Here is a 21776-nt window from a genome sequence, read left to right on the forward strand (position 1 = left end):
CTCATCCTTCTTTTCGTCCGTGATCACCCGGCGTCTTGTCGCCGGTCACTTCGCGGTACCACAATTCATGATGCTTGCGGGCCCAGGCGCGGCTGACCCAGCCATGCAGCATGGCGCCGATCGAGCCCTTGATCCAGATGCCGGCGTAGATGTGCACGATGATGCTGAGAATCAGCACGAAGGCCGCCAGCGCATGCAGCAGCGCAGACAAGCGAATGACATCGATGCCAAACCAATGGCTGAAGTATGCGCGCCAGATCACCACGCCACTGACCAGCAGCACCAGCATGCACACCAGCAGGGTCCAGAACAGCAGCTTCTGCCCGGCATTGTACTTGCCGATCGGCGGTACGCCCTCCTCCTCGTTGCGCATTACCCGGTCCACCCGGCGCAGCCACAGGCGGTCATTGGCGGTGATGAAGTTGGCCCGCCAGAAGCGCAATACCAGGCCGAGGAAAAACACGAACATCGCCACCCCGATGAAGGGATGCAGAATGCGCGTCCACGGCCCGCCGCCGAACAGGTTGCTGAGCCAGAATAGCGCCGGATGGAACAGCGCAAGCCCCGACAGCCCAGCCAGGATGAACAGGATCGCCACCACCCAGTGGTTGCTACGCTCGTTGGCGTTGTAGCGCAGGATGGGTTTGTTGTCGTTCATGGCCGCTGCTCCCCTTGCCCACCGGGCTGCTTCGGATCATAGACATGGACCGACGGGTCCACTTGATGCACGCTTTCGTCCGGCGGTGTCGGGTGTTCATCCTCCTCGACACGCTGTGGGCCGATCCGCACATAGTGGAAGAACCCCGCCAGCACCGCCGCGCCCATGGCCAACAGCGCCAGCGGCTTGGTGAAGCCCTTCCACAACCCCACCAACGGACTGATCACTGGCTGGTCCGGCAGGCCGGCATACAGCTTCGGTGTGTCGGCATGGTGCAGCACGTACATCACGTGGGTACCACCGACGCCATCCGGGTCGTACAACCCGGCCTTGTCGTAGCCCCGCGACTTCAGATCGACGATGCGCTCGGCCGCATGCACTTTCATCTCGTCCTTGCTGCCGAACACGATCGCCCCGGTCGGGCAGGTTTTCACGCACGCCGGCTCCAGCCCCACGCTCACGCGATCGGAACACAGGGTGCACTTGTACGCCTTGTGGTCTTTCTGCGAGATGCGCGGGATGTTGAACGGGCAGCCGGTGATGCAGTAGCCGCAGCCGATGCAGTGGTCCTGGTTGAAATCGACGATACCGTTGGCGTGCTTGATGATCGCGCCCGGGCTCGGGCAGGCCTTCAGGCAACCTGGGTCGGCACAGTGCATGCAGCCGTCCTTGCGGATCAGCCACTCCAGGTTGCCGTCGTCGCGCTCGTGCTCGGTAAAGCGCATCAGTGTCCAGGTCTCGGCAGTGAGGTCCTGGGGGTTGTCGTAGGTGCCGTGGTTGTGGCCAACCTCGTCACGCAGTTCATTCCACTCCGAGCACGCCACCTGGCAGGCCTTGCAGCCGATGCACTTGGTGGTGTCGATCAGCTTGGCGACCTCCTCCTGCTGACGCACCGAGGGCGGCACGGTAGTGGTGGCCGAGCGGGCGATGATGTCTTGGCTGGCCATCAGAGTTTCTCCACTTTCACGAGGAACGACTTGGACTCTGGCGTCTGCGTATTGCCGTCACCGAGGAACGGCACCAAGGTATTGGTCAGGTAGCCATGCCGGGTAGCGCCGGTGAAGCCCCAGTGCAGCGGAATGCCGATTTGGTGCACGGTCTGATTGTTGACCTGCAGCGGGCGAATCCGCTTGGTCACCACCGCCACCGCATCGATATGCCCACGCTTGCTCGACACCCGTACCCGGTCGCCGGCCTTGATGCCTTTCTCGTTGGCCAGCACCTCGCCTATCTCGACGAACTGCTCGGGCTGGGCAATGGCGTTGAGCCGGCAATGCTTGCTCCAGAAGTGGAAATGCTCGGTCAGCCGGTAGGTGGTCGCCGCATAAGGGAACTCATCGTGCGTGCCGAGGGTGTCCCACACAGAATCGAAGATGCGCCCGGCCGGGTTGCTGGTGGCCTTCTTGTTCTGCGGGTGCAGCGGGTTGATGCCGATCGGCGTTTCGAAGGGCTCATAGTGCTCGGGGAACGGGCCTTCGGCCATTTTGTCGATGGCGAAGAAACGCGCCACGCCTTCGGGGTTCATGATGAAGGGGTTCATCCCCGCCTCGGGCGGCGAGTCGACCTTGAAGTCCGGCACGTCGGTGCCGGTCCAGGCCTTGCCGTTCCACCATACCAGGCGCTTTTTCTCCGGGTCCCACGGCTTGCCTTGCGGGTCGCTGGAGGCACGGTTGTAAAGGATGCGGCGGTTGGCCGGCCAGGCCCAGGCCCAGTTCTGCACCTGATGCATGCCATACGGGTCGCTGTTGTCGCGGCGAGCCATCTGGTTGCCCTGTTCGGTCCAGCTACCGGCAAAGATCCAGCAGCCAGACGCGGTGCTACCGTCGTCCTTGAGCTGACCGAAGCCCGCCAGTTGCTGGCCCGCCTTGATCACCGCGCCAGTCGGGTCGGTGACATCGGCCACCGCCCAGCCGTTCATCTCCTTGGCCAGCTCCTCCGGGGAGGGCTCTTCAGGGATCTTGTACGGCCAGCTGATATTCATTATCGCGTCAGGGTAGGCCCCCCCTTCGGCCTGGTAACGTTGGCGCAGGCGCAGGAACAGCTCGCTCATGATCTGCACGTCGGTGCGCGTCTCGCCCGGGCCGTCTGCGCCCTTCCAGTGCCATTGCAGCCAGCGGCTGCTGTTGACCAGCGAGCCGTCTTCCTCGGCAAAGCAGGTCGTGGGCAAGCGGATTACTTCGGTCTGGATAGAGGCCGTGTCGACATCGTTGAACGGCCCGACGTTACGCCAGAATTCCGAGGTCTCGGTGGCCAAGGGGTCCATGATCACCAGCCACTTGAGCTTGCCCAGTGCCGCAGTGACGCGGTTTTTGTCCGGCAGCGCGGCGATCGGGTTGAAGCCCTGGCACATATAACCATTGACTTTGCCCTGGCCCATCATCTCGAACATGCGCAGCACGTCGTAGGCCGGTACATCGAGTTTGGGCAGCCAGTCATAACCCCAGTTGTTTTCCGCCGTGGCGTTGGCGCCGTACCAGGCCTTCATCAGGCTGACGTGGAACTTGCCGTAGTTCTGCCAGTACGACAACTGCCCAGGCCGCAGCGGCTTGGAAGCGCGCTTGTCGATGTAGGCGGCGTAGTCCTGCTCGGCGTCACCGGCCAGGGTCAGGTAGCCCGGCAGCGAATTGGACAGCAGGCCGAGGTCGGTCAGGCCCTGGATGTTGGAGTGCCCGCGCAGGGCATTGACCCCGCCACCGGGCATGCCGACATTGCCGAGCAGCAGCTGGACCATGGCCGCACTGCGGATAATCTGCGCACCGATCGAATGCTGCGTCCAACCTAGCGCATAAAGGATCGTCATGGTCTTGCCCGGAACCGAGCAGGAGGCGATCTCTTCCCAGACCTTCATCATGGCGTCCTGTGGCATGCCACAGGTCATGCTCGCCAGTTCCGGGGTATAGCGGCTGTAATGCTGCTTCATCAGCTGGAACACGCAGCGAGGGTGCTGCAGTGTCGGGTCGACCTTGGCATAGCCGTCCTCACCCAGCTCGTAACCCCAGCCGGACTTGTCGGCGTACACACGCTTGGCCTCGTCGTAGCCGCTGAACAGGCCATCCTCGAAGCCATAGTTCTCTTTGACGATGAACGACACGTCAGTGTAGTTGCGCACGTACTCGTGCTGGATCTTGTCGTTGCTGAGCAGGTAGTTGATCAGCCCGCCCATGAAGGCGATATCGGTGCCGGTACGGATCGGCGCGTAGTAGTCCGCCACCGAAGCGGTACGGGTAAACCGCGGGTCGACCACAATAAGCCGCGCCTTGTTGTGCGCTTTGGCCTCGGTCACCCACTTGAAGCCGCACGGATGCGCTTCTGCTGCGTTGCCACCCATCACCAGGACCAGATTCGCGTTGGCGATATCGGACCAGTGGTTGGTCATGGCGCCACGGCCGTACGTCGGGGCAAGACTTGCCACCGTCGGGCCATGTCAGACACGTGCCTGGTTATCGAACCCCAGCATGCCTGTTGCGCGGATGACCTTGTGGGTCAGGTAGCCAGCCTCGCTGGAAGCAGCGGAAGCGGCAAGAAAACCGGTGGTGAGCCAGCGGTTGACCGTTTGGCCTTGGGCATTCTTCTCGATGAAGTTGGCATCGCGGTCCTGCTTCATGAGGTCGGCGACGCGGTCCAGCGCCTCGTCCCAGCTGACCCGCACCCACTCTTTGCTGCCCGGCTTGCGAACCTCGGGGTACTGCAGGCGGCTCGGGCTGTGGATAAAGTCCAGCAAGCCGGCGCCTTTCGGGCAAAGTGTGCCGCGGTTGACCGGGTGGTCGGCGTCCCCTTCGATATGGATGATGTTCTGTTTGACGTTTTTCCCCGCATCGCCCTGGCTGTACAGGATCAGGCCGCAGCCGACCGAACAGTAGGGGCAGGTGTTACGGGTTTCTTTGGTATGCGCCAGCTTGAAGTGACGCACCTGCTCGGCGAATGCCGGCGTTGGGGCCATGCCCAACGCCGCAAGGCTCGAGCCTCCAAGGCCGACGGCGGCGACCTTGAAGAACTGCCGACGGTTCAGGTCCATCGTGCACTCCTGATCAGGTGGTGGACGCGCGGAACATTGCCGGCGCCTCTTGGTAGTCACGGTGGCGGCCAATTGATGGCCGCCAAAGGATAAGACTAGTCAAGAATCCAGAAGGTGCGATGACCTGGGTCAGTGGTGCGGCCCCGATCAGGCACGTGGCAAGTTGCGCACCACATTCAGCGCCGCACTGCTCTGCGCCACAGGCATGATCTCGATGGTATTGATATTCACGTGCGCCGGCTGCTCGGCAACCCAGGCTACCGTTGCTGCGATGTCCTCCGGCAGGAGGGCCTCTACATCCCGATACAAGGCCTGCACGGCGTCCAGGTCGCCATTGAGGCGCACCACCGAGAAGTCAGTGCCAGAGCACAACCCCGGCTCGATGTTGCTCACCCGCACGCGGGTGCCAGCCAGGTCGGCACGCAGGTTGAGGCTGAACTGGCGGACGAACGCCTTGCTGGCGCCATACACGTTACCGCCCGGGTAGGGGTAAGTGCCGGCGATCGAGCCGATGTTGATGATCATGCCGCTATCGGCTTCCACCATCTGCGGCAGGATTTTGTGGGTGACCATGGCCAGGCCGGTGATGTTGGTGTCGATCATCTGCTGCCAGTTTGCGGCACTGCTGGTTTGGGCACGGTCCACGCCCAGCGCCAGCCCCGCATTGTTGACCAGCAGATCGATCTGCAGCGACGCCTCACGCAGCTGCTCGACCGCCTTCTCAAGCGACACGGGGTCAGTGACATCCAGCGCCAGCGGAATGAAATTTACGCCCAGTTCGGCCTCCAGTGCTTTCAGTTTGTCCATGCGCCTGGCGCCACCGATCACCCGGTAGCCTTTGCCGATCAGGGTGCAGCAGATGGCGCGGCCAAAGCCTGAGGAAGCACCGGTTACAAATGCGGTTTTCATTGGTTATCTCCTATCAATGGGTCAGGTCAGGTACTTCACGCCCAGGCTGATGAACAGACAGAGCATCGAGAACACCAACGCCTTGCGCACCACGTCGTTGCCTTTACGCAAGGCCAGGGAACTGCCCAGGTGGTTACCGAGGATGTTGCAGGCCACAAGTGGCAATGCCAGCAGGTAGACGACCTTGCCTGCGCTGACGAACGCCACCAAAGCACCGATGTTGGAAGCGAAGTTGAAGGTTTTGGAGTTGGCTGAACTGGAGACCAGGTCCATGCGCAACAGGTAATGGAAAGCGATGATGAACATGCTGCCGGTACCGGGGCCGAAGAAGCCGTCATAGAAGCCGATGACCAGGCAAGTCAACGGCACTACGGTGTACAGCATTCGCGAAGACAGCTCGCGCTCCTCGACCGGACGATCCTTGGGGGCAAGGAAAATGAGAATGCCGAGCGGGATCAGTGCCAGGATGATCTTGCCCACCGTTTCCTGCGAGATCGATACGATCAGGTGTGCCCCCAGGTAGGCGCCTAATAGCGAAAACGGCACCCCCACCAACGCTACCTGCCAGACCATCTTGCTGTTGGCCAGGAAGTTGCGGATAGCCGCCAGCGTGCCGAGGGTACTGACCAGTTTTTCCTGGCCCAGTGCCACCTGGGGCGGCATGCCAACCAGCAGAAAACCCGGCACCAGGAACAAACCTCCACCCCCGGCAATGCTGTCAACGAAGCCCGCAACAAAAGCGATCGCGCCAAGCATGAGGATTGCCAGCAACCCGTGCTCCGCCCAGTAAGAACCCAACATGTCCATAGCAAAGTCCATCCAGTGGAGCGTTATGCCAGGCGCAGCCTGAGAGCGGCTGGCCTGATCGGTGCGATGATTGTAATTTCAAAAATTGAATCGATTCAATCTAAAATAAATTCAACTCAATTTAACCAATTACCATCATTACCTGCATCCGAGCTTTCATGCTAGGCTTTCGCGCTCTTGCAGAGCCTGGTGCCATCTCCATGTGGGTCCCCCAATACAGCCATCAAACACAGCCGGTTTACCTGATGATCGCTGATGCCCTTGAACAGGACATCGAACGTGGTCGGCTTGCAGAAGGCGATCGCTTACCCACGCTCAAGGACCTCGCCGAGGCGCTGAATGTAACCCCCGGCACGGTTGGCAGGGCCTACGACGAAGCAGCCAAGCGTGGTTTGGTGGCTGGCGAGGTAGGCCGAGGCACATTTGTCAGGCAACTGCGGCAGCCATTACCCGCCCCGTCGGTGCCCACACCCGTTGCCGGCGAGAGTAGCCAGATCGACCTCTCGATCATCAAGCCCAACGACGCTCACATGAGCGAGTGGCTAGGCACGGCTATCCGCGAACTGGCCGCCTCCTCGGACTTGGGGCAGGTACTCGACTATGTGACAGAAGGTGGCCACACGTCCCACAAACAAGCCGGTGCGACCTGGATACAGCGCTGGCTGCCTGATGCTCGCTGGCAGCAGGTGGTACTGACTGCTGGCGCCCAGCATGGGCTGCTGGTGGCCATCAGCAGCCTGTCGAAGAGTGACGATGTGGTGCTGTGCGAGTCGCTCTGCTACCCGGGCATCATATCCCTGGCCCACAGCCTGGGCCGGCGCCTGCGCGGCGTCGCCATGGACGAACACGGGCTCATCCCGGAGGCATTGCGCGCGGCCTGCCTGGAACACCGCCCTTCCCTGCTGGTGTGCGTCACCACGCACCAGAACCCGACCAACTCGATCATGCCCCCAGCAAGGCGCCAGGCTATCGCCGAGATCGCCCGTGAGTTCGACCTGTTCATCGTGGATGACGATATCTACGGTTTTCTCGAGCCCGACCCGGGCTACAAGCCGCTTGCAGCGTATGCGCCTGAACGCTCGGTGTACCTCACCAGCCTGTCCAAAAGCGTGCTGCCGGCACTGCGCATCGGCTACCTGTACGCCCCGCCGCAAACCCTGTCGCGGTTATCATCGATGGTACGCAGCAGCGTGTGGATGCCATCGCCACTGATGGCGCAACTGGCCAGTAATCTGATCAACAGCGGCAAGGCCGACCAGCTGGTGCGTATGCAGCAACAGGAGGCGGCCGCGCGCCAGCACATGGCCCGGGAGATTCTTGGCCAATACAAGATCCGCACCCAGCCTCACAGCTTCCATATCTGGCTGGAGCTGCCAGAACCGTGGACCAGCGACGAGTTTGCCAACCTGGCGCGTGATAACGGCGTAACGGTGGTCAGCGGCAGCCAGTTCCTGCCAGAACGCAGCCACCCCACCAGCGGTGTGCGCATCGCCCTGATGACACCCAGCCGCCAGGCACTGGGCTTTGCCCTGACCAAGCTGGCAAGCCTGCTGGATTCGGCGGAGCCGCGGTTGTTCTACTGAAAGCGATGCCAGATACGCGGTGCTGTCCATAAAAAAAACCCAGGGCAATTGCCCTGGGTTTCTGGTCTTGCTCAACGCCTTACCGCTCTGATCAGAACGGAATATCGTCATCGAAGCTGTCGAAGTCAGCCGCCGGCTGCGGCGCAGGCTGTTGCGGCGCTGGGCGCTGAGGGGCCTGCTGCGGGCGCTGGGCCTGCTGGCGTGGCGGTGCCTGGTTGTACTGTTGCTGCTGGCCGCCACCGTAATTGCCGCCACCCTGGTTGTACGGGTCGCCGCCCTGCTGCTGGCCTTGCGGACGACCGCCGAGCAGCTGCATGGTGCCGTTGATGTCGACGATGATCTCGGTGGTGTAGCGCTTGATGCCGTCTTTTTCCCACTCGCGGGTCTGCAGCTTGCCTTCGATGTAGCACTGCGAACCCTTGCGCAGGTACTCGCCAGCGATTTCGGCAACCTTGCCGAACAGCGACACACGGTGCCACTCGGTACGCTCGACCTTCTGGCCCGACTGCTTGTCAGTCCACTGCTCGCTGGTGGCCAGGCTCAGGTTGGTCACGGCGTTACCGTTGGGCAGGTAGCGGACTTCGGGATCCTGGCCACAGGTACCGACCAGAATGACTTTGTTAACCCCACGGGCCATAACGTTCTCCTAGGCTTCGCACGCCGAAGAGGCTGGATTCACCAGTCGCTCGAGGGTCGCACGGTCCAAAATTTTCGTATCCAGTTTGATATAGATGGCGGCTTCTTCTGCCACCACCACAGCGTCGGTCACACCCGGCACGGCCATCAGGCGCTCGGTCAGGCCGGCTTCCCGGACCGCCTCAGGCGTCAGGGGCATGCGCAGGCTGGTCACATATGGCGGCTCGTTCATGCGCAAGGCGACGATCAGCCAGATAGCACACAGCACCGCGCTACCGAGGAACACCGTGTTCAGCCCACCGTGCTGGAACAACCAGCCGCCAAGGATCCCGCCTAACGCTGCACCGAGGAACTGGCTGGTGGAATACACCCCCATTGCCGTCCCCTTGCCACCGGCAGGCGATACCTTGCTCACCAGAGAAGGCAGCGAAGCCTCCAGCAGGTTGAATGCGGTAAAGAATACCACGGTGCCAATCACCAGTCCGCGCAAACCGTCAGCCCACTCCCAGAAGTATATCTCTGTCAGCAGCAGGACACTGACTGCGCCGGCCAACACTCGTTTCATCTTGCGCTTTTTTTCGCCGTAGATGATGAACGGGACCATTGCAAAAAATGAGATGAACAGCGCAGTCAGGTACACCCACCAGTGCTGCTCCTTGGGCAGGCCGCCACGCTCGACGAACGCCAGTGGCAGCGCAACGAAGCTGGCCATGAGGACGGCGTGCAGGATGAAAATGCTTATGTCCAGGCGCAGAAGGTCCGGATGACGCAGTGTCGGGCCGATGGCCTGGCGCGCCACCCCCGACTCGCGGTGCTGCAAAATGCTGTGGGTGTTGGGTACGACAAACGCGATCAACAGGATGCCGACCAAGGCAAGCCCGGCCGTAACCAGGAACAAACCTGACAAACCAAAGGCACTTGTCAGCAATGGACCAACGACCATGGCGACAGCAAACGACAGCCCGATGCTCATGCCGATCATGGCCATGGCCTTGGTCCGGTGTTGTTCGCGGGTGAGGTCCGACAGCAGTGCCATCACCGCGGCAGAAATTGCCCCCGCGCCCTGCAGGATGCGCCCGGCAATCACGCCCCAGATAGAGTCAGCCTGGGCCGCCAGCACACTGCCCAGGGCAAAGATCACCAGCCCCAGATAAATCACCGGTCGGCGACCGATGCGGTCAGAAACCATCCCGAACGGGATCTGCAATACCGCCTGAGTCAGGCCATAGGCACCAATGGCCAGGCCGATCAGGGCAGGCGTGGCACCAGCCAGGTCCATGCCGTAGGTGGCCAGTACCGGCAAGACCATGAACATGCCCAGCATACGAAAGGCAAAGACCAGGGCAAGGCCGCCAGCGGCGCGGGTTTCGCCGCCACTCATGCGCTCGTTGTGGGTGTCGTGCATGGATTAACCTCGTGTGAACCGGCGGCGATTCTATCAGTCCGACAGCTTGACGGCATCAACGCGACGCTTTGCCGCGTCATACTGGCGCGCCGTATACTTCCTTGTTTATGCCCGCCAAGCGAGGCCGCAGTGGACAAGATCCTGATTCGTGGGGCACGTACCCACAACCTGAAGAACATCGACCTGACCCTGCCCCGGGACAAGTTGATCGTGATCACCGGCCTGTCCGGTTCCGGCAAGTCGTCCCTGGCGTTCGATACCTTGTACGCCGAAGGCCAGCGCCGCTACGTGGAATCGCTGTCGGCCTACGCCCGGCAGTTCCTGTCGATGATGGAAAAGCCCGACGTCGACACCATCGAAGGCCTGTCGCCGGCGATTTCCATCGAGCAGAAGTCGACCTCGCACAACCCGCGCTCCACGGTCGGCACCATCACCGAAATCTACGACTATCTGCGCCTGTTGTACGCCCGCGTCGGTACTCCACGCTGCCCGGACCACGATATCCCGCTGGAGGCGCAAACGATCAGCCAGATGGTCGACCTGGTGCTGGAGCGCCCGGAAGGCAGCAAGCTGATGCTGCTCGCGCCGGTGGTGCGCGAGCGCAAGGGCGAACACCTGGCGGTGTTTGACGAGCTTCGCGCCCAGGGCTTCGTGCGGGCCAGGGTCAACGGCAAGCTCTACGAACTCGATGAGTTGCCCAAGCTGGACAAGCAGAAGAAGCACAGCATCGATGTGGTGGTGGACCGCTTCAAAGTCCGCGCCGACCTGCAACAGCGCCTGGCCGAATCGTTCGAAACCGCGTTGAAGCTGGCCGATGGTATTGCCCTGGTGGCACCGATGGACGACGAACAAGGCGAAGAGACGATCTTCTCCGCGCGCTTCGCCTGTCCGGTGTGCGGCCACGCGATCAGCGAGCTGGAACCGAAGCTGTTTTCCTTCAACAACCCGGCGGGCGCCTGTCCGACTTGCGACGGCCTGGGGGTCAAGCAGTTCTTCGACACCAAACGCCTGGTCAACACCGAACTGACCTTGGCCGAAGGCGCGATCCGCGGCTGGGACCGGCGTAACGTGTACTACTTCCAGATGCTCGGTTCGTTGGCAGCGCACTACGGCTTCAGCCTGGAGGAGCCTTTCGGTGAGCTGTTGGCCGAACACCAGAAGGTGATCCTGCAGGGCAGCGGCAAGCAGAGTGTCGACTTCAAATACCTCAACGACCGAGGCGATATCGTCAAGCGATCGCACCCGTTCGAAGGCATTGTGCCGAACCTTGAGCGCCGTTACCGCGAAACCGAATCGGCCACAGTGCGTGAAGAACTGGCCAAGTTCCTTGGTACGCAACCGTGCCCGGATTGCCGGGGTACGCGCCTGCGCCGCGAGGCGCGCCATGTGTGGGTGGGCGAGAAAACCCTGCCGGCGGTAACCAACTTGCCGATCGGTGAAGCCAGCAACTACTTTGGTCAACTGACCCTCACCGGCCGCCGTGGCGAAATCGCGGCAAAAATCCTCAAGGAAATCTGCGAACGACTTCAGTTCCTGGTCAATGTCGGCCTCGACTACCTGACCCTGGATCGTAGCGCCGACACCTTGTCCGGCGGTGAAGCGCAACGTATCCGACTCGCCAGCCAGATCGGCGCCGGTCTGGTGGGGGTGATGTACATCCTCGATGAACCGTCCATCGGCCTTCATCAACGCGACAACGACCGCCTGTTGGCCACCCTCAACCATTTGCGCGACCTGGGCAACACGGTGATCGTGGTGGAACACGACGAGGACGCCATTCGGCTGGCCGACTACGTGGTCGATATCGGCCCAGGCGCCGGTGTTCACGGTGGGCAGATCGTCGCCGAGGGCTCGCCCCAGGAGGTCATGAACCATCCCGATTCGCTGACTGGCAAGTACCTGTCCGGGCGCAAGAAGATCGTCGTGCCGGCCAAGCGCACGCCGCGCAACAAGAAGCTGCAGCTCAAGCTCAAAGGCGCGCGTGGCAACAACCTGCAGAACGTCGACCTGGAAGTACCAATCGGCCTGCTGACCTGCGTGACTGGTGTATCCGGCTCGGGCAAATCGACGCTGATCAACAACACCCTTTTCCCCTTGGCCGCCACGGCACTCAATGGCGCAAGCAGTCTGGAAGCCGCACCGCACAGCAGCATGGACGGCCTGCAGCACCTGGACAAGGTGGTGGATATCGACCAGAGCCCGATCGGCCGCACACCACGCTCCAACCCGGCGACCTACACCGGCATCTTCACCCCGATCCGCGAGCTGTTCTCCGGTGTACCGGAGTCACGCTCGCGTGGTTATGGTCCGGGGCGTTTCTCATTCAACGTCAAGGGGGGCCGTTGCGAGGCCTGCCAGGGCGATGGCCTGATCAAGGTGGAAATGCACTTCCTGCCGGACATCTACGTGCCGTGTGACGTGTGCAAGAGCAAGCGCTACAACCGCGAAACCCTGGAGATCAAGTACAAGGGCAAGAACATCCACGAGGTGCTGGAAATGACCATCGAGGATGCCCGAGAGTTCTTCGATGCGGTGCCGGCGCTGGCGCGCAAGCTGCAAACGTTGATGGATGTGGGCCTGTCGTACATCAAACTGGGGCAATCAGCGACCACGTTGTCCGGCGGTGAGGCGCAGCGGGTGAAGCTGTCGCGCGAACTGTCCAAGCGCGATACCGGCAAGACCTTGTACATCCTCGACGAACCTACTACCGGTCTGCACTTTGCCGATATCCAGCAGCTGCTGGATGTGTTGCATCGCCTGCGCGACCACGGCAATACCGTGGTGGTGATCGAGCATAACCTGGATGTGATCAAGACTGCCGACTGGCTGGTTGACCTGGGGCCTGAGGGCGGCTCCAAGGGTGGGCAGATCATTGCCTGCGGTACGCCAGAAGAGCTGAGCGAGATGAAGCAGTCATATACCGGCCATTACCTGAAACCATTGCTGGAGCGGGACCGGGCCTAAGTGTTGCCAGCGCAATGAAAAAGCCCCTGGTACCGAGGGTGCCAGGGGCTTTTACTTGAGCCTGTGGGTAACTTACATCTGCGACTGCAGGTAGTTTTCCAGCCCGATGGCCTTGATCAGGCCCTGCTGCTTCTCAAGCCAGTAGGTGTGATCTTCTTCGGTGTCGGCCAGCTGCGCACGCAGGATGTCACGACTGACGTAGTCCTTGTGCAGTTCGCATAGCTCGATGCCTTTACAAAGCGCACCGCGCACCTTGTATTCGAGCTTGAGGTCTGCCTCGATCATTTCCGGCACGGTGCTACCGACCTCCAGGTCATCCGCACGCATGTCAGGGGTCCCTTCGAGCATGAGGATACGACGCATCAGGGCATCGGCGTGCTGCGTCTCTTCCTCCATCTCGTGGTTGATGCGCTCGTAGAGCTTGGACAGGCCCCAGTCTTCGTACATGCGCGAATGAATGAAGTACTGGTCGCGTGCCGCCAGTTCGCCCTTCAGCAGCGTGACGAGATAGTTGATTACATCCGGGTGGCCTTGCATCGCCCTGATTCTCCATGTGAAAACGTCTATGCCACATAGTGTGAACCAGCTTTTGCCTATGGTCACTGAAAAACGCGCAATCAGACGCAAAAAATCGGTTAAACAGTAGTGATATTCATTGAAAAACCGCCCAAATGAGGGCGGTTCTTCTTATCACTTCGACTTAGGCGATATTGATGCCCAAAGCCTTCGCAATCCCTTCGCCATAGGCCGGATCCGCCTTGAAGAAGTACTGTAGCTGACGCTGAATCACGTCTTCGCTGACACCGGCCATGGTACCGGCGATGTTGCTGATCAGCAGGGCTTTCTGCTCATCGCTCATCAAACGGAACAACGCGCCGGCATGACTGAAGTAGTCAGTGTCCTCACGGTGATCGTAGCGATCAGCCGAACCATTCAGGGCCAATGCTGGCTCAGCATGACGTGGCGACTGTTTCGGGGCATCGCTGTAGCTGTTTGGCTCGTAGTTCGGTGCACTACCGTAACTGCCGGTGGCCATCGAGCCGTCGCGCTGATAGCTGTTGACCGGGCAACGTGGCGCGTTGACTGGCAATTGCTGGTGGTTGGTGCCAACGCGATAGCGGTGCGCGTCGGCGTAGGCGAATACACGGCCTTGCAGCATGCGGTCCGGTGAAAGACCGACGCCGGGCACCATATTGCTCGGGCCGAACGCGGCCTGCTCGACCTCTGCAAAATAGTTGAGCGGGTTGCGGTTGAGCTCCAGCACACCCACCTCGATGAGCGGATAATCCTTCTGCGACCAGGTCTTGGTCACGTCGAATGGGTTCTCGTCGCGGCTGGCAGCCTCGGCTTCGCTCATCACCTGAATGCAGACAGTCCAGCGCGGGTAGTCGCCACGCTCAATGGCCTCGAAGAGGTCGCGCTGAGCGTAATCCGGGTCGGTACCTGCCAGGCGTGCAGCGTCTGTCGGGGTGAGGTTCTTGATGCCTTGCTGGGTCTTGAAGTGCCACTTGACCCAAGTGCGCTCACCCTTTGCATTGATCAGGCTGTAGGTGTGGCTGCCAAAGCCATGCATGTGGCGATAGCCGTCCGGAATGCCACGATCGGAAAAGAGGATGGTGACCTGGTGCAGCGCTTCTGGGGAATGCGACCAGAAGTCCCACATCATCTGAGCGTTCTTCAGGTTGGACTGCGGGTGGCGCTTCTGGGTGTGGATAAAGTCCGGGAACTTCAATGGGTCGCGAATGAAGAACACTGGCGTGTTGTTACCGACGATGTCCCAGTTGCCTTCCTCGGTGTAGAACTTCACCGCGAAGCCACGCGGGTCACGCTCGGTATCTGCAGAGCCGCGCTCGCCACCAACGGTGGAGAAGCGTAAGAAAGTCTCGGTTTGTTTACCGACCTCTTCGAACAGCTTGGCGCTGGTATAGCCGGTGATATCGTGAGTAACGGTAAAGGTACCGTAGGCGCCCGAGCCTTTGGCATGGACGCGACGCTCAGGAATGTTCTCGCGATTGAAATGGGCGAGCTTCTCGATCAGGTGGAAGTCGTCGAGCAACAGCGGACCGCGCGGGCCGGCGGAGCGGGAGTTCTGGTTGTCGGCTACAGGTGCACCGCTGGCGGTGGTGAGAATCTTGCTCATGGGCTCTCCTTTTCGGTCTTCAAGGGCCGGCTAATCGGCTGTAGAGAGAGTATTGACGAGCAAGATTACAGGAACAAATTCATTACATGACTTACATCAATAGAAATAAACAATAGATGTAAAAACAAAAAACCGGGCACTAGGCCCGGTTTTCTGTAGCAGACAGAACGTCTTACTCAGCAGCTTCTACAGCACCGCCGACCGGACGATCAACCAGCTCGACGTACGCCATAGGCGCGTTGTCGCCAGCGCGGAAACCGCACTTCAGGATGCGCAGGTAGCCGCCCTGACGGGTGGCGTAACGCTTGCCCAGGTCGTTGAACAGTTTGCCAACAGCGGACTTCGAACGGGTACGGTCGAAGGCCAGACGACGGTTAGCAACGCTGTCTTCCTTGGCCAGGGTGATCAGCGGCTCGGCAACGCGGCGCAGTTCCTTGGCTTTCGGCAGGGTGGTTTTGATCAGCTCGTGCTCGATCAGCGACACTGCCATGTTCTGGAACATAGCCTTGCGGTGAGAGCTGGTACGGCTCAGGTGACGTCCACTTTTACGATGACGCATGATTCATTCCTTACCAAACACTACGTTCGGTGATTACGACGATCAGGCGGTCGCCTTGTCGTCTTTCTTAAGACTTGCAGGCGGCCAGTTGTCGAGGCGCATGCCGAGAGACAGACCACGAGAGGCCAGAACGTCCTTGATTTCAGTCAGGGACTTCTTACCCAGGTTAGGAGTCTTCAACAGCTCTACTTCGGTACGCTGAATCAGGTCGCCGATGTAGTAGATGTTCTCCGCCTTGAGGCAGTTGGCCGAACGTACAGTCAGTTCCAGGTCGTCAACCGGACGCAGCAGGATCGGATCGATCTCGTCTTCCTGCTCGACTACGACAGGCTCGCTGTCACCTTTGAGGTCGACGAACGCGGCCAGCTGCTGTTGCAGAATGGTCGCAGCGCGGCGGATAGCCTCTTCAGGATCCAGGGTGCCGTTGGTTTCCAGATCAATGACCAGTTTGTCCAGGTTGGTACGCTGTTCAACACGGGCGTTCTCGACCACATAGGCGATACGACGCACCGGGCTGAAGGAGGCGTCCAACTGCAGACGGCCAATGCTACGGCTTTCGTCTTCGTCGGTTTGACGGGAGTCGGCCGGCTCGTAACCACGACCACGAGCTACAGTGAGCTTCATGTTCAGAGCGCCGTTCGACGCCAGGTTCGCGATTACGTGATCGGGGTTGACGATCTCGACATCGTGATCCAGCTGAATATCGGCAGCGGTAACCACCCCCGAACCCTTTTTCGACAAGGTCAGCGTAACTTCGTCACGACCATGCAGTTTGATAGCGAGACCTTTCAGGTTCAACAGGATTTCAATTACGTCTTCCTGAACACCTTCGATCGCGGAGTACTCATGGAGTACGCCATCGATCTCGGCCTCGACTACTGCACAGCCAGGCATGGAGGACAACAGGATGCGGCGCAGCGCGTTGCCCAGGGTATGGCCGAAACCACGCTCGAGAGGCTCGAGCGTAATTTTGGCGCGGGTCGGACTGACTACCTGCACATCAATGTGGCGGGGAGTCAGGAACTCATTTACCGAAATCTGCATGGATGCACCTATTTTCTAGCCCTTACTTGGAGTAGAGCTCGACAATCAGGTTTTCGTTGATGTCGGCAGACAGGTCGCTGCGAGCAGGAACGTTCTTGAAAACGCCCGACTTTTTAGCAGCATCCACGTCAACCCACTCAACGCGGCCACGCTGGGCGCACAGTTCAAGGGCTTGAACAATGCGCAACTGGCCCAGCGATTTCTCGCGGACTGCGACCACGTCACCCGGACGAACTTGGTAGGATGGAATGTTTACAGTCTTACCGTTGACGCTGATCGCTTTGTGCGAAACCAGCTGACGGGACTCGGAACGAGTCGAGCCGAAGCCCATACGGTAAACGACGTTATCCAGACGGCACTCGAGCAGTTGCAGCAGGTTCTCACCGGTTGCGCCTTTTTTCGAGGCAGCAGCTTGGTAGTAACCGCGGAACTGACGCTCCAGAACACCGTAGATACGACGGACTTTTTGTTTCTCACGCAGCTGGGTGCCGTAGTCGGACTGACGGCCACGGCGCTGGCCGTGGATACCTGGGGCTGCTTCGATATTGCACTTCGATTCCAGAGCGCGAACGCCGCTCTTCAGGAACAGATCGGTGCCTTCACGACGAGACAGTTTGCATTTTGGACCAATGTAACGTGCCATTCTTCTGTCTCCTGATTACACGCGACGCTTCTTCGGCGGACGGCACCCGTTGTGCGGGATTGGCGTCACGTCGGTGATGCTGGCGATCTTGTAGCCGCAGCTGTTCAATGCACGAACGGCGGACTCACGACCTGGACCTGGACCCTTGACGTTAACGTCGAGGTTCTTCAGACCGTATTCCAGCGCAGCTTGACCAGCACGCTCAGCAGCGATCTGAGCTGCGAACGGGGTGGATTTGCGCGAACCACGGAAACCCGAACCACCGGAGGTCGCCCAGGACAACGCATTGCCCTGACGGTCGGTGATGGTCACGATGGTGTTGTTGAAAGAAGCATGGATGTGGGCGATGCCATCAACCACTGTCTTTTTGACTTTCTTACGAGGACGAGCAGCAGGTTTTGCCATGTCTATATTCCTGGGCGATTACTTGCGGATCGGCTTACGCGGGCCCTTACGGGTGCGTGCGTTGGTCTTGGTGCGCTGACCGCGAACCGGCAGACCTTTACGATGACGCAGGCCGCGGTAGCAACCCAGGTCCATCAAGCGCTTGATCTTCATGTTGATGTCACGACGCAGGTCACCTTCGGTGGTGAACTTCGCGACTTCGCCACGCAGGGTTTCGATTTGCTCGTCGCTCAGATCCTTGATCTTAGCGGCTGGGTTTACACCAGCGTCTGCACAAATCTTCTGTGCAGTTGTGCGACCGACACCATAGATGTAGGTCAGCGAGATAACAGTATGCTTGTTATCTGGAATGTTGACGCCTGCAATACGGGCCATTCAGTGGGACTCCAATTGACAGCTACCTACGCCCCGGAAGCCAAGAAATAGGGCGCGAGATAATATCGCTGTAGAAACGAATAATCAACCCAGCAGCACACTAGCTGCTGGGTTTGAAGCGCAGATCACACTCAGCCTTGGCGCTGTTTGTGACGCGGTTCCGCGCTGCAGATCACTCGTACGACGCCTTCGCGACGGATGATCTTGCAGTTACGGCACAGCTTTTTCACCGATGCACGAACTTTCATTACCGACTCCTCGAACCTTAGGGGCGTATCAGCGCAGCAAACCGCTGCCACCGTAGCCTTTCAGGTTGGCTTTCTTCATCAGGGATTCGTACTGGTGCGAAACGAGGTGCGATTGTACTTGGGACATGAAGTCCATCACAACCACTACCACAATCAGCAACGAGGTCCCGCCAAGGTAGAACGGCACATTTGCTGCCACCACCAGGAACTGGGGCAGAAGGCAGACGGCCATCATGTAAAGAGCACCGAACATGGTCAAACGGGTCAGAACGCCATCAATGTAGCGCGCCGACTGCTCACCAGGACGGATACCCGGAATAAAGGCACCGGACTTCTTCAGGTTTTCCGCTACGTCTTTCGGGTTGAACATCAACGCTGTGTAGAAGAAGCAGAAGAAAATGATCCCTGCACTAAACAGCAGAATGTTCAACGGCTGACCAGGAGCGATCGACTGCGAGATGTCCTGCAGCCAGCCCATACCTTCGGACTGACCAAACCAGGCACCCAGCGAAGCCGGGAACAGCAGAATGCTGCTCGCGAAAATGGCCGGGATAACCCCCGCCATGTTCACCTTCAGCGGCAAGTGGCTAGTCTGCGCAGCGAAGACCTTGCGGCCCTGCTGACGCTTGGCGTAATGAACGGCGATACGACGCTGACCACGCTCAATGAACACCACAAAACCGATAATCGCTACTGCCAGCAAACCGATGGCGACCAAGGCGAAAATGTTGATATCGCCTGTGCGTGCAGACTCGAAAGACTGCCCGATTGCTCTCGGAAGACCGGCAACGATACCTGCGAAGATCAACATCGAGATACCGTTGCCCACACCGCGCTCGGTGATCTGCTCGCCCAGCCACATCATGAACATCGCGCCTGCCACGAAAGTGGAAACAGCGACGACGTGGAAGCCCAGGCCTGCAGAAAACGCCACGCCCTGGTTGGCCAGGCCAATGGACATGCCAATGGCTTGGACCAGTGCCAGGATAACGGTGCCGTAGCGGGTGTACTGGCTGATCTTGCGACGGCCAGCTTCACCTTCCTTCTTCAACTGCTCCAGTTGCGGGCTGACCGCCGTCATCAACTGCATGATGATCGATGCCGAGATGTACGGCATGATCCCCAGTGCAAAGATGCTCATGCGCTCGAGCGCGCCACCGGAAAACATGTTGAACAAGCTAAGAATGGTCCCCTCATTCTGCCGAAACAGATCCGCCAGACGGTCCGGATTGATGCCGGGAACCGGGATATGCGCACCTATCCGATAGACGATGATCGCCATGAACAGAAAGCGCAGACGAGCCCAGAGTTCCGACATCCCGCCCTTACCGAGCGAAGAGAGAGCACCTTGCTTAGCCATTTATTCCTCGAATTTGCCGCCAGCTGCTTCGATAGCCGCACGCGCACCCTTGGTGGCTGCGATACCCTTGATGGTGACTGCGCGAGTAACTTCGCCAGACAGCATGATTTTCACACGCTGAATGTGCTGGTTGATCACGTTGGCATCCTTCAGGGATTGCACGGAGATCACGTCGCCTTCCACTTTGGCCAGCTCGGACAGACGCACTTCAGCGCGGTCCATGGCCTTCAGGGAAACGAAGCCGAACTTCGGCAGGCGACGGTGCAGCGGCTGTTGACCGCCTTCGAAGCCAGGAGCGATCGAACCACCCGAACGGGAAGTCTGACCTTTGTGGCCACGGCCGCCGGTCTTACCCAGACCGCTACCGATACCACGACCTGGACGATGCTTCTCGCGACGGGAACCCGGCGCTGGACTCAGATCATTGAGTTTCATCGATTAGCCCTCGACCTTCAGCATGTAGTAAGCCTTGTTGATCATCCCGCGGTTCTCGGGAGTATCCTGGACTTCTACAGTGTGACCGATGCGACGCAGACCCAGGCCTTTAACACACAGCTTGTGGTTAGGCAGACGGCCCGAGACGCTCTTGATCAGCGTTACTTTTACGGTTGCCATGATCAGAAGATCTCCTCGACGCTCTTGCCACGCTTGGCGGCAATGGATTCAGGAGATTGCATGGCTTTCAGACCCTTGAAGGTGGCGTAAACCACGTTCACCGGGTTGGTCGAACCGTAGCACTTGGCCAGAACGTTCTGAACACCAGCAACTTCCAGGACAGCACGCATTGCGCCACCGGCGATGATACCGGTACCTTCCGAGGCAGGCTGCATGTAAACCTTCGAGGCGCCGTGGGCAGCCTTGGTGGCGTACTGCAGGGTGGTGCCCTTCAGGTCAACCTGGATCATGTTGCGGCGAGCAGCTTCCATGGCCTTCTGGATCGCGGCTGGTACTTCGCGCGACTTGCCACGGCCGAAGCCAACACGACCTTTACCATCACCAACCACGGTCAGCGCGGTGAAGGTGAAGATACGGCCGCCTTTTACGGTTTTGGCAACGCGGTTAACTTGAACCAGCTTCTCGATGTAGCCTTCGTCGCGCTTTTGATCGTTATTTGCCATAACTTAGAACTCCAGCCCGCCTTCACGAGCAGCATCAGCCAGCGCTTTGACGCGGCCATGGTACTTGAAGCCGGAACGGTCAAAGGCAACTTGAGATACACCGGCGGCTTTCGCACGCTCAGCTACCAGCTTGCCAACCTTAGTGGCCGCGTCGATGTTGCCAGTGGCGCCATCACGCAGGTCTTTGTCCAAGGTCGAGGCGCTTGCCAGAACCTTGCTGCCGTCGGCCGAAATGACCTGGGCGTAGATGTGCTGCGAGGAGCGGAACACGCACAGGCGCACGACTTCGAGTTCGTGCATCTTGAGACGTGCTTTGCGAGCGCGACGCAGTCGAATAACTTTTTTGTCGGTCATTTACTAGGCCCTACTTCTTCTTGGCTTCTTTACGACGGACTACTTCGTCCGCGTAACGCACACCTTTACCTTTGTAAGGCTCTGGCGGACGGAAGTCGCGGATTTCAGCGGCCACCTGACCTACCAGCTGCTTGTCGATACCCTTGATCAGGATGTCGGTCTGGCTAGGTGTTTCAGCGGTGATACCGGCTGGCAGTTCGTAGTCCACTGGGTGAGAGAAGCCCAGGGCCAGGTTCAGGACGGTGCCTTTAGCCTGTGCCTTGTAACCAACACCGACCAGCTGGAGCTTGCGCTCGAAGCCTTGGCTTACGCCTTGGACCATGTTGTTGACCAGAGCGCGGGTGGTACCGGCCATGGCACGAGCTTGCTGGTCACCATTGCGAGCGACGAAACGCAGCTCACCAGACTCTTCGGTAACTTCAACAGACGAGTGAACGTTCAGTTCGAGAGTACCTTTGGCACCCTTCACCGAAAGCTGCTGACCGGCGAATTTGACTTCGACACCGGATGGCAGCTTAACGGGGTTCTTAGCGACGCGAGACATGTCTATCCC

The 21776-nt window shown here is 59.6% G+C and carries 23 protein-coding genes; 2 read left to right on the forward strand and 21 right to left on the reverse strand.

Features of this window, described 5'->3' with window-relative positions:
* Nucleotide 1: 1 nt before the first annotated feature.
* From V6093_RS15340 to V6093_RS15360, 5 genes are all read right to left on the reverse strand, one after another.
* Nucleotides 2-658, reverse strand: coding sequence for a formate dehydrogenase subunit gamma (locus V6093_RS15340; protein WP_003255435.1), 657 nt, complete (start codon nt 656-658; stop codon nt 2-4).
* Nucleotides 655-1605: a formate dehydrogenase subunit beta gene (gene fdxH / locus V6093_RS15345; protein ID WP_003255436.1), complete on the reverse strand. Its 951-nt coding sequence runs from the start codon at nt 1603-1605 to the stop codon at nt 655-657. The genes V6093_RS15340 and fdxH overlap by 4 nt, the downstream gene beginning before the upstream one ends.
* The gene (gene fdnG, locus V6093_RS15350) at nt 1605-4673 is read right to left on the reverse strand and encodes a formate dehydrogenase-N subunit alpha (RefSeq protein ID WP_143494999.1); all 3069 of its coding nucleotides are present in this window, start codon (nt 4671-4673) and stop codon (nt 1605-1607) included. Before fdnG ends, fdxH begins: the two co-directional genes overlap by 1 nt.
* A 147-nt stretch (nt 4674-4820) precedes the next feature.
* Complete coding sequence (locus tag V6093_RS15355) at nt 4821-5582, reverse strand: SDR family NAD(P)-dependent oxidoreductase (RefSeq protein WP_003255442.1); 762 nt, start codon at nt 5580-5582, stop codon at nt 4821-4823.
* A gap of 21 nt (nt 5583-5603) precedes the next feature.
* A complete protein-coding gene (locus tag V6093_RS15360) occupies nt 5604-6389 on the reverse strand; it encodes a TSUP family transporter (RefSeq protein ID WP_047605319.1) in 786 nt (261 codons plus the stop codon).
* Between the two features lie 200 nt (nt 6390-6589).
* On the opposite strand from V6093_RS15360, the gene V6093_RS15365 reads away from it, so the two are divergent.
* Complete coding sequence (locus tag V6093_RS15365; protein ID WP_047605318.1) at nt 6590-7972, forward strand: PLP-dependent aminotransferase family protein; 1383 nt, start codon at nt 6590-6592, stop codon at nt 7970-7972.
* 91 nt (nt 7973-8063) lie between these two features.
* On the opposite strand, the gene V6093_RS15370 is transcribed toward V6093_RS15365, so the two are convergent.
* Both V6093_RS15370 and V6093_RS15375 read right to left on the reverse strand, forming a co-directional pair.
* Nucleotides 8064-8609 carry a single-stranded DNA-binding protein gene (locus V6093_RS15370; RefSeq protein WP_003255446.1) on the reverse strand — a complete coding sequence of 182 codons (546 nt, stop codon included), beginning with the start codon at nt 8607-8609 and terminating at the stop codon, nt 8064-8066.
* A 9-nt stretch (nt 8610-8618) separates the two neighbouring features.
* Entirely contained in the window at nt 8619-10013 is a 1395-nt protein-coding gene (locus V6093_RS15375; RefSeq protein WP_003255447.1) for an MFS transporter, read from the reverse strand.
* A gap of 129 nt (nt 10014-10142) precedes the next feature.
* On the opposite strand from V6093_RS15375, the gene uvrA reads away from it, so the two are divergent.
* Nucleotides 10143-12977, forward strand: coding sequence for an excinuclease ABC subunit UvrA (gene uvrA, locus V6093_RS15380; protein WP_003255448.1), 2835 nt, complete (start codon nt 10143-10145; stop codon nt 12975-12977).
* Nucleotides 12978-13049: 72 nt separating this feature from the next.
* Here uvrA and bfr read toward each other — a convergent pair whose 3' ends face one another.
* From bfr to rplF, 14 genes are all read right to left on the reverse strand, one after another.
* Complete coding sequence (gene bfr / locus V6093_RS15385) at nt 13050-13514, reverse strand: bacterioferritin (RefSeq protein WP_003255449.1); 465 nt, start codon at nt 13512-13514, stop codon at nt 13050-13052.
* A gap of 163 nt (nt 13515-13677) precedes the next feature.
* Nucleotides 13678-15117 carry a catalase gene (locus tag V6093_RS15390; RefSeq protein ID WP_179053407.1) on the reverse strand — a complete coding sequence of 480 codons (1440 nt, stop codon included), beginning with the start codon at nt 15115-15117 and terminating at the stop codon, nt 13678-13680.
* 172 nt (nt 15118-15289) lie between these two features.
* Entirely contained in the window at nt 15290-15676 is a 387-nt protein-coding gene (rplQ, locus tag V6093_RS15395) for a 50S ribosomal protein L17 (protein WP_003255451.1), read from the reverse strand.
* 42 nt (nt 15677-15718) lie between these two features.
* Nucleotides 15719-16720, reverse strand: a complete 1002-nt coding sequence (locus tag V6093_RS15400) for a DNA-directed RNA polymerase subunit alpha (protein ID WP_003255452.1) — start codon at nt 16718-16720, stop codon at nt 15719-15721.
* A gap of 22 nt (nt 16721-16742) precedes the next feature.
* Nucleotides 16743-17363, reverse strand: a complete 621-nt coding sequence (gene rpsD / locus V6093_RS15405; RefSeq protein ID WP_003255453.1) for a 30S ribosomal protein S4 — start codon at nt 17361-17363, stop codon at nt 16743-16745.
* Between the two features lie 15 nt (nt 17364-17378).
* On the reverse strand, nt 17379-17768 hold the full coding sequence (gene rpsK / locus V6093_RS15410; protein WP_003255454.1) for a 30S ribosomal protein S11: 390 nt from the start codon (nt 17766-17768) through the stop codon (nt 17379-17381).
* Nucleotides 17769-17786: 18 nt separating this feature from the next.
* Nucleotides 17787-18143 (reverse strand): 30S ribosomal protein S13, encoded by a 357-nt coding sequence (gene rpsM / locus V6093_RS15415; RefSeq protein ID WP_003255457.1) that lies wholly within the window; start codon nt 18141-18143, stop codon nt 17787-17789.
* A 131-nt stretch (nt 18144-18274) separates the two neighbouring features.
* Nucleotides 18275-18391 carry a 50S ribosomal protein L36 gene (gene rpmJ / locus V6093_RS15420; RefSeq protein WP_002555468.1) on the reverse strand — a complete coding sequence of 39 codons (117 nt, stop codon included), beginning with the start codon at nt 18389-18391 and terminating at the stop codon, nt 18275-18277.
* Between the two features lie 28 nt (nt 18392-18419).
* A complete protein-coding gene (secY, locus tag V6093_RS15425; RefSeq protein ID WP_003255459.1) occupies nt 18420-19751 on the reverse strand; it encodes a preprotein translocase subunit SecY in 1332 nt (443 codons plus the stop codon).
* Nucleotides 19752-20186: a 50S ribosomal protein L15 gene (rplO, locus tag V6093_RS15430; RefSeq protein WP_003255461.1), complete on the reverse strand. Its 435-nt coding sequence runs from the start codon at nt 20184-20186 to the stop codon at nt 19752-19754.
* A 3-nt stretch (nt 20187-20189) separates the two neighbouring features.
* On the reverse strand, nt 20190-20366 hold the full coding sequence (rpmD, locus tag V6093_RS15435; protein WP_003255463.1) for a 50S ribosomal protein L30: 177 nt from the start codon (nt 20364-20366) through the stop codon (nt 20190-20192).
* A 2-nt stretch (nt 20367-20368) separates the two neighbouring features.
* Nucleotides 20369-20869: a 30S ribosomal protein S5 gene (gene rpsE, locus V6093_RS15440; protein ID WP_003255465.1), complete on the reverse strand. Its 501-nt coding sequence runs from the start codon at nt 20867-20869 to the stop codon at nt 20369-20371.
* 3 nt (nt 20870-20872) lie between these two features.
* Nucleotides 20873-21223, reverse strand: a complete 351-nt coding sequence (gene rplR / locus V6093_RS15445) for a 50S ribosomal protein L18 (RefSeq protein WP_003255467.1) — start codon at nt 21221-21223, stop codon at nt 20873-20875.
* Nucleotides 21224-21233: 10 nt separating this feature from the next.
* The gene (gene rplF, locus V6093_RS15450; RefSeq protein WP_003255469.1) at nt 21234-21767 is read right to left on the reverse strand and encodes a 50S ribosomal protein L6; all 534 of its coding nucleotides are present in this window, start codon (nt 21765-21767) and stop codon (nt 21234-21236) included.
* Nucleotides 21768-21776: the final 9 nt, after the last annotated feature.

This window comes from Pseudomonas putida group bacterium ESBL64 (assembly GCF_045277175.1).
Lineage (GTDB): Bacteria > Pseudomonadota > Gammaproteobacteria > Pseudomonadales > Pseudomonadaceae > Aquipseudomonas > Aquipseudomonas alloputida.

What these genes read in the sequence shown, in the direction of transcription:
- V6093_RS15340 (WP_003255435.1), bottom strand. Translation starts at nt 658, where the DNA reads ATGAACGACAACAAACCCATCCTGCGCTACAACGCCAACGAGCGTAGC.
- fdxH (WP_003255436.1), bottom strand. Translation starts at nt 1,605, where the DNA reads ATGGCCAGCCAAGACATCATCGCCCGCTCGGCCACCACTACCGTGCCG.
- V6093_RS15355 (WP_003255442.1), bottom strand. Translation starts at nt 5,582, where the DNA reads ATGAAAACCGCATTTGTAACCGGTGCTTCCTCAGGCTTTGGCCGCGCC.
- V6093_RS15360 (WP_047605319.1), bottom strand. Translation starts at nt 6,389, where the DNA reads ATGGACATGTTGGGTTCTTACTGGGCGGAGCACGGGTTGCTGGCAATC.
- V6093_RS15365 (WP_047605318.1), top strand. Translation starts at nt 6,590, where the DNA reads ATGTGGGTCCCCCAATACAGCCATCAAACACAGCCGGTTTACCTGATG.
- V6093_RS15370 (WP_003255446.1), bottom strand. Translation starts at nt 8,609, where the DNA reads ATGGCCCGTGGGGTTAACAAAGTCATTCTGGTCGGTACCTGTGGCCAG.
- V6093_RS15375 (WP_003255447.1), bottom strand. Translation starts at nt 10,013, where the DNA reads ATGCACGACACCCACAACGAGCGCATGAGTGGCGGCGAAACCCGCGCC.
- bfr (WP_003255449.1), bottom strand. Translation starts at nt 13,514, where the DNA reads ATGCAAGGCCACCCGGATGTAATCAACTATCTCGTCACGCTGCTGAAG.
- V6093_RS15390 (WP_179053407.1), bottom strand. Translation starts at nt 15,117, where the DNA reads ATGAGCAAGATTCTCACCACCGCCAGCGGTGCACCTGTAGCCGACAAC.
- rplQ (WP_003255451.1), bottom strand. Translation starts at nt 15,676, where the DNA reads ATGCGTCATCGTAAAAGTGGACGTCACCTGAGCCGTACCAGCTCTCAC.
- V6093_RS15400 (WP_003255452.1), bottom strand. Translation starts at nt 16,720, where the DNA reads ATGCAGATTTCGGTAAATGAGTTCCTGACTCCCCGCCACATTGATGTG.
- rpsD (WP_003255453.1), bottom strand. Translation starts at nt 17,363, where the DNA reads ATGGCACGTTACATTGGTCCAAAATGCAAACTGTCTCGTCGTGAAGGC.
- rpsK (WP_003255454.1), bottom strand. Translation starts at nt 17,768, where the DNA reads ATGGCAAAACCTGCTGCTCGTCCTCGTAAGAAAGTCAAAAAGACAGTG.
- rpsM (WP_003255457.1), bottom strand. Translation starts at nt 18,143, where the DNA reads ATGGCCCGTATTGCAGGCGTCAACATTCCAGATAACAAGCATACTGTT.
- rpmJ (WP_002555468.1), bottom strand. Translation starts at nt 18,391, where the DNA reads ATGAAAGTTCGTGCATCGGTGAAAAAGCTGTGCCGTAACTGCAAGATC.
- secY (WP_003255459.1), bottom strand. Translation starts at nt 19,751, where the DNA reads ATGGCTAAGCAAGGTGCTCTCTCTTCGCTCGGTAAGGGCGGGATGTCG.
- rplO (WP_003255461.1), bottom strand. Translation starts at nt 20,186, where the DNA reads ATGAAACTCAATGATCTGAGTCCAGCGCCGGGTTCCCGTCGCGAGAAG.
- rpmD (WP_003255463.1), bottom strand. Translation starts at nt 20,366, where the DNA reads ATGGCAACCGTAAAAGTAACGCTGATCAAGAGCGTCTCGGGCCGTCTG.
- rpsE (WP_003255465.1), bottom strand. Translation starts at nt 20,869, where the DNA reads ATGGCAAATAACGATCAAAAGCGCGACGAAGGCTACATCGAGAAGCTG.
- rplR (WP_003255467.1), bottom strand. Translation starts at nt 21,223, where the DNA reads ATGACCGACAAAAAAGTTATTCGACTGCGTCGCGCTCGCAAAGCACGT.
- rplF (WP_003255469.1), bottom strand. Translation starts at nt 21,767, where the DNA reads ATGTCTCGCGTCGCTAAGAACCCCGTTAAGCTGCCATCCGGTGTCGAA.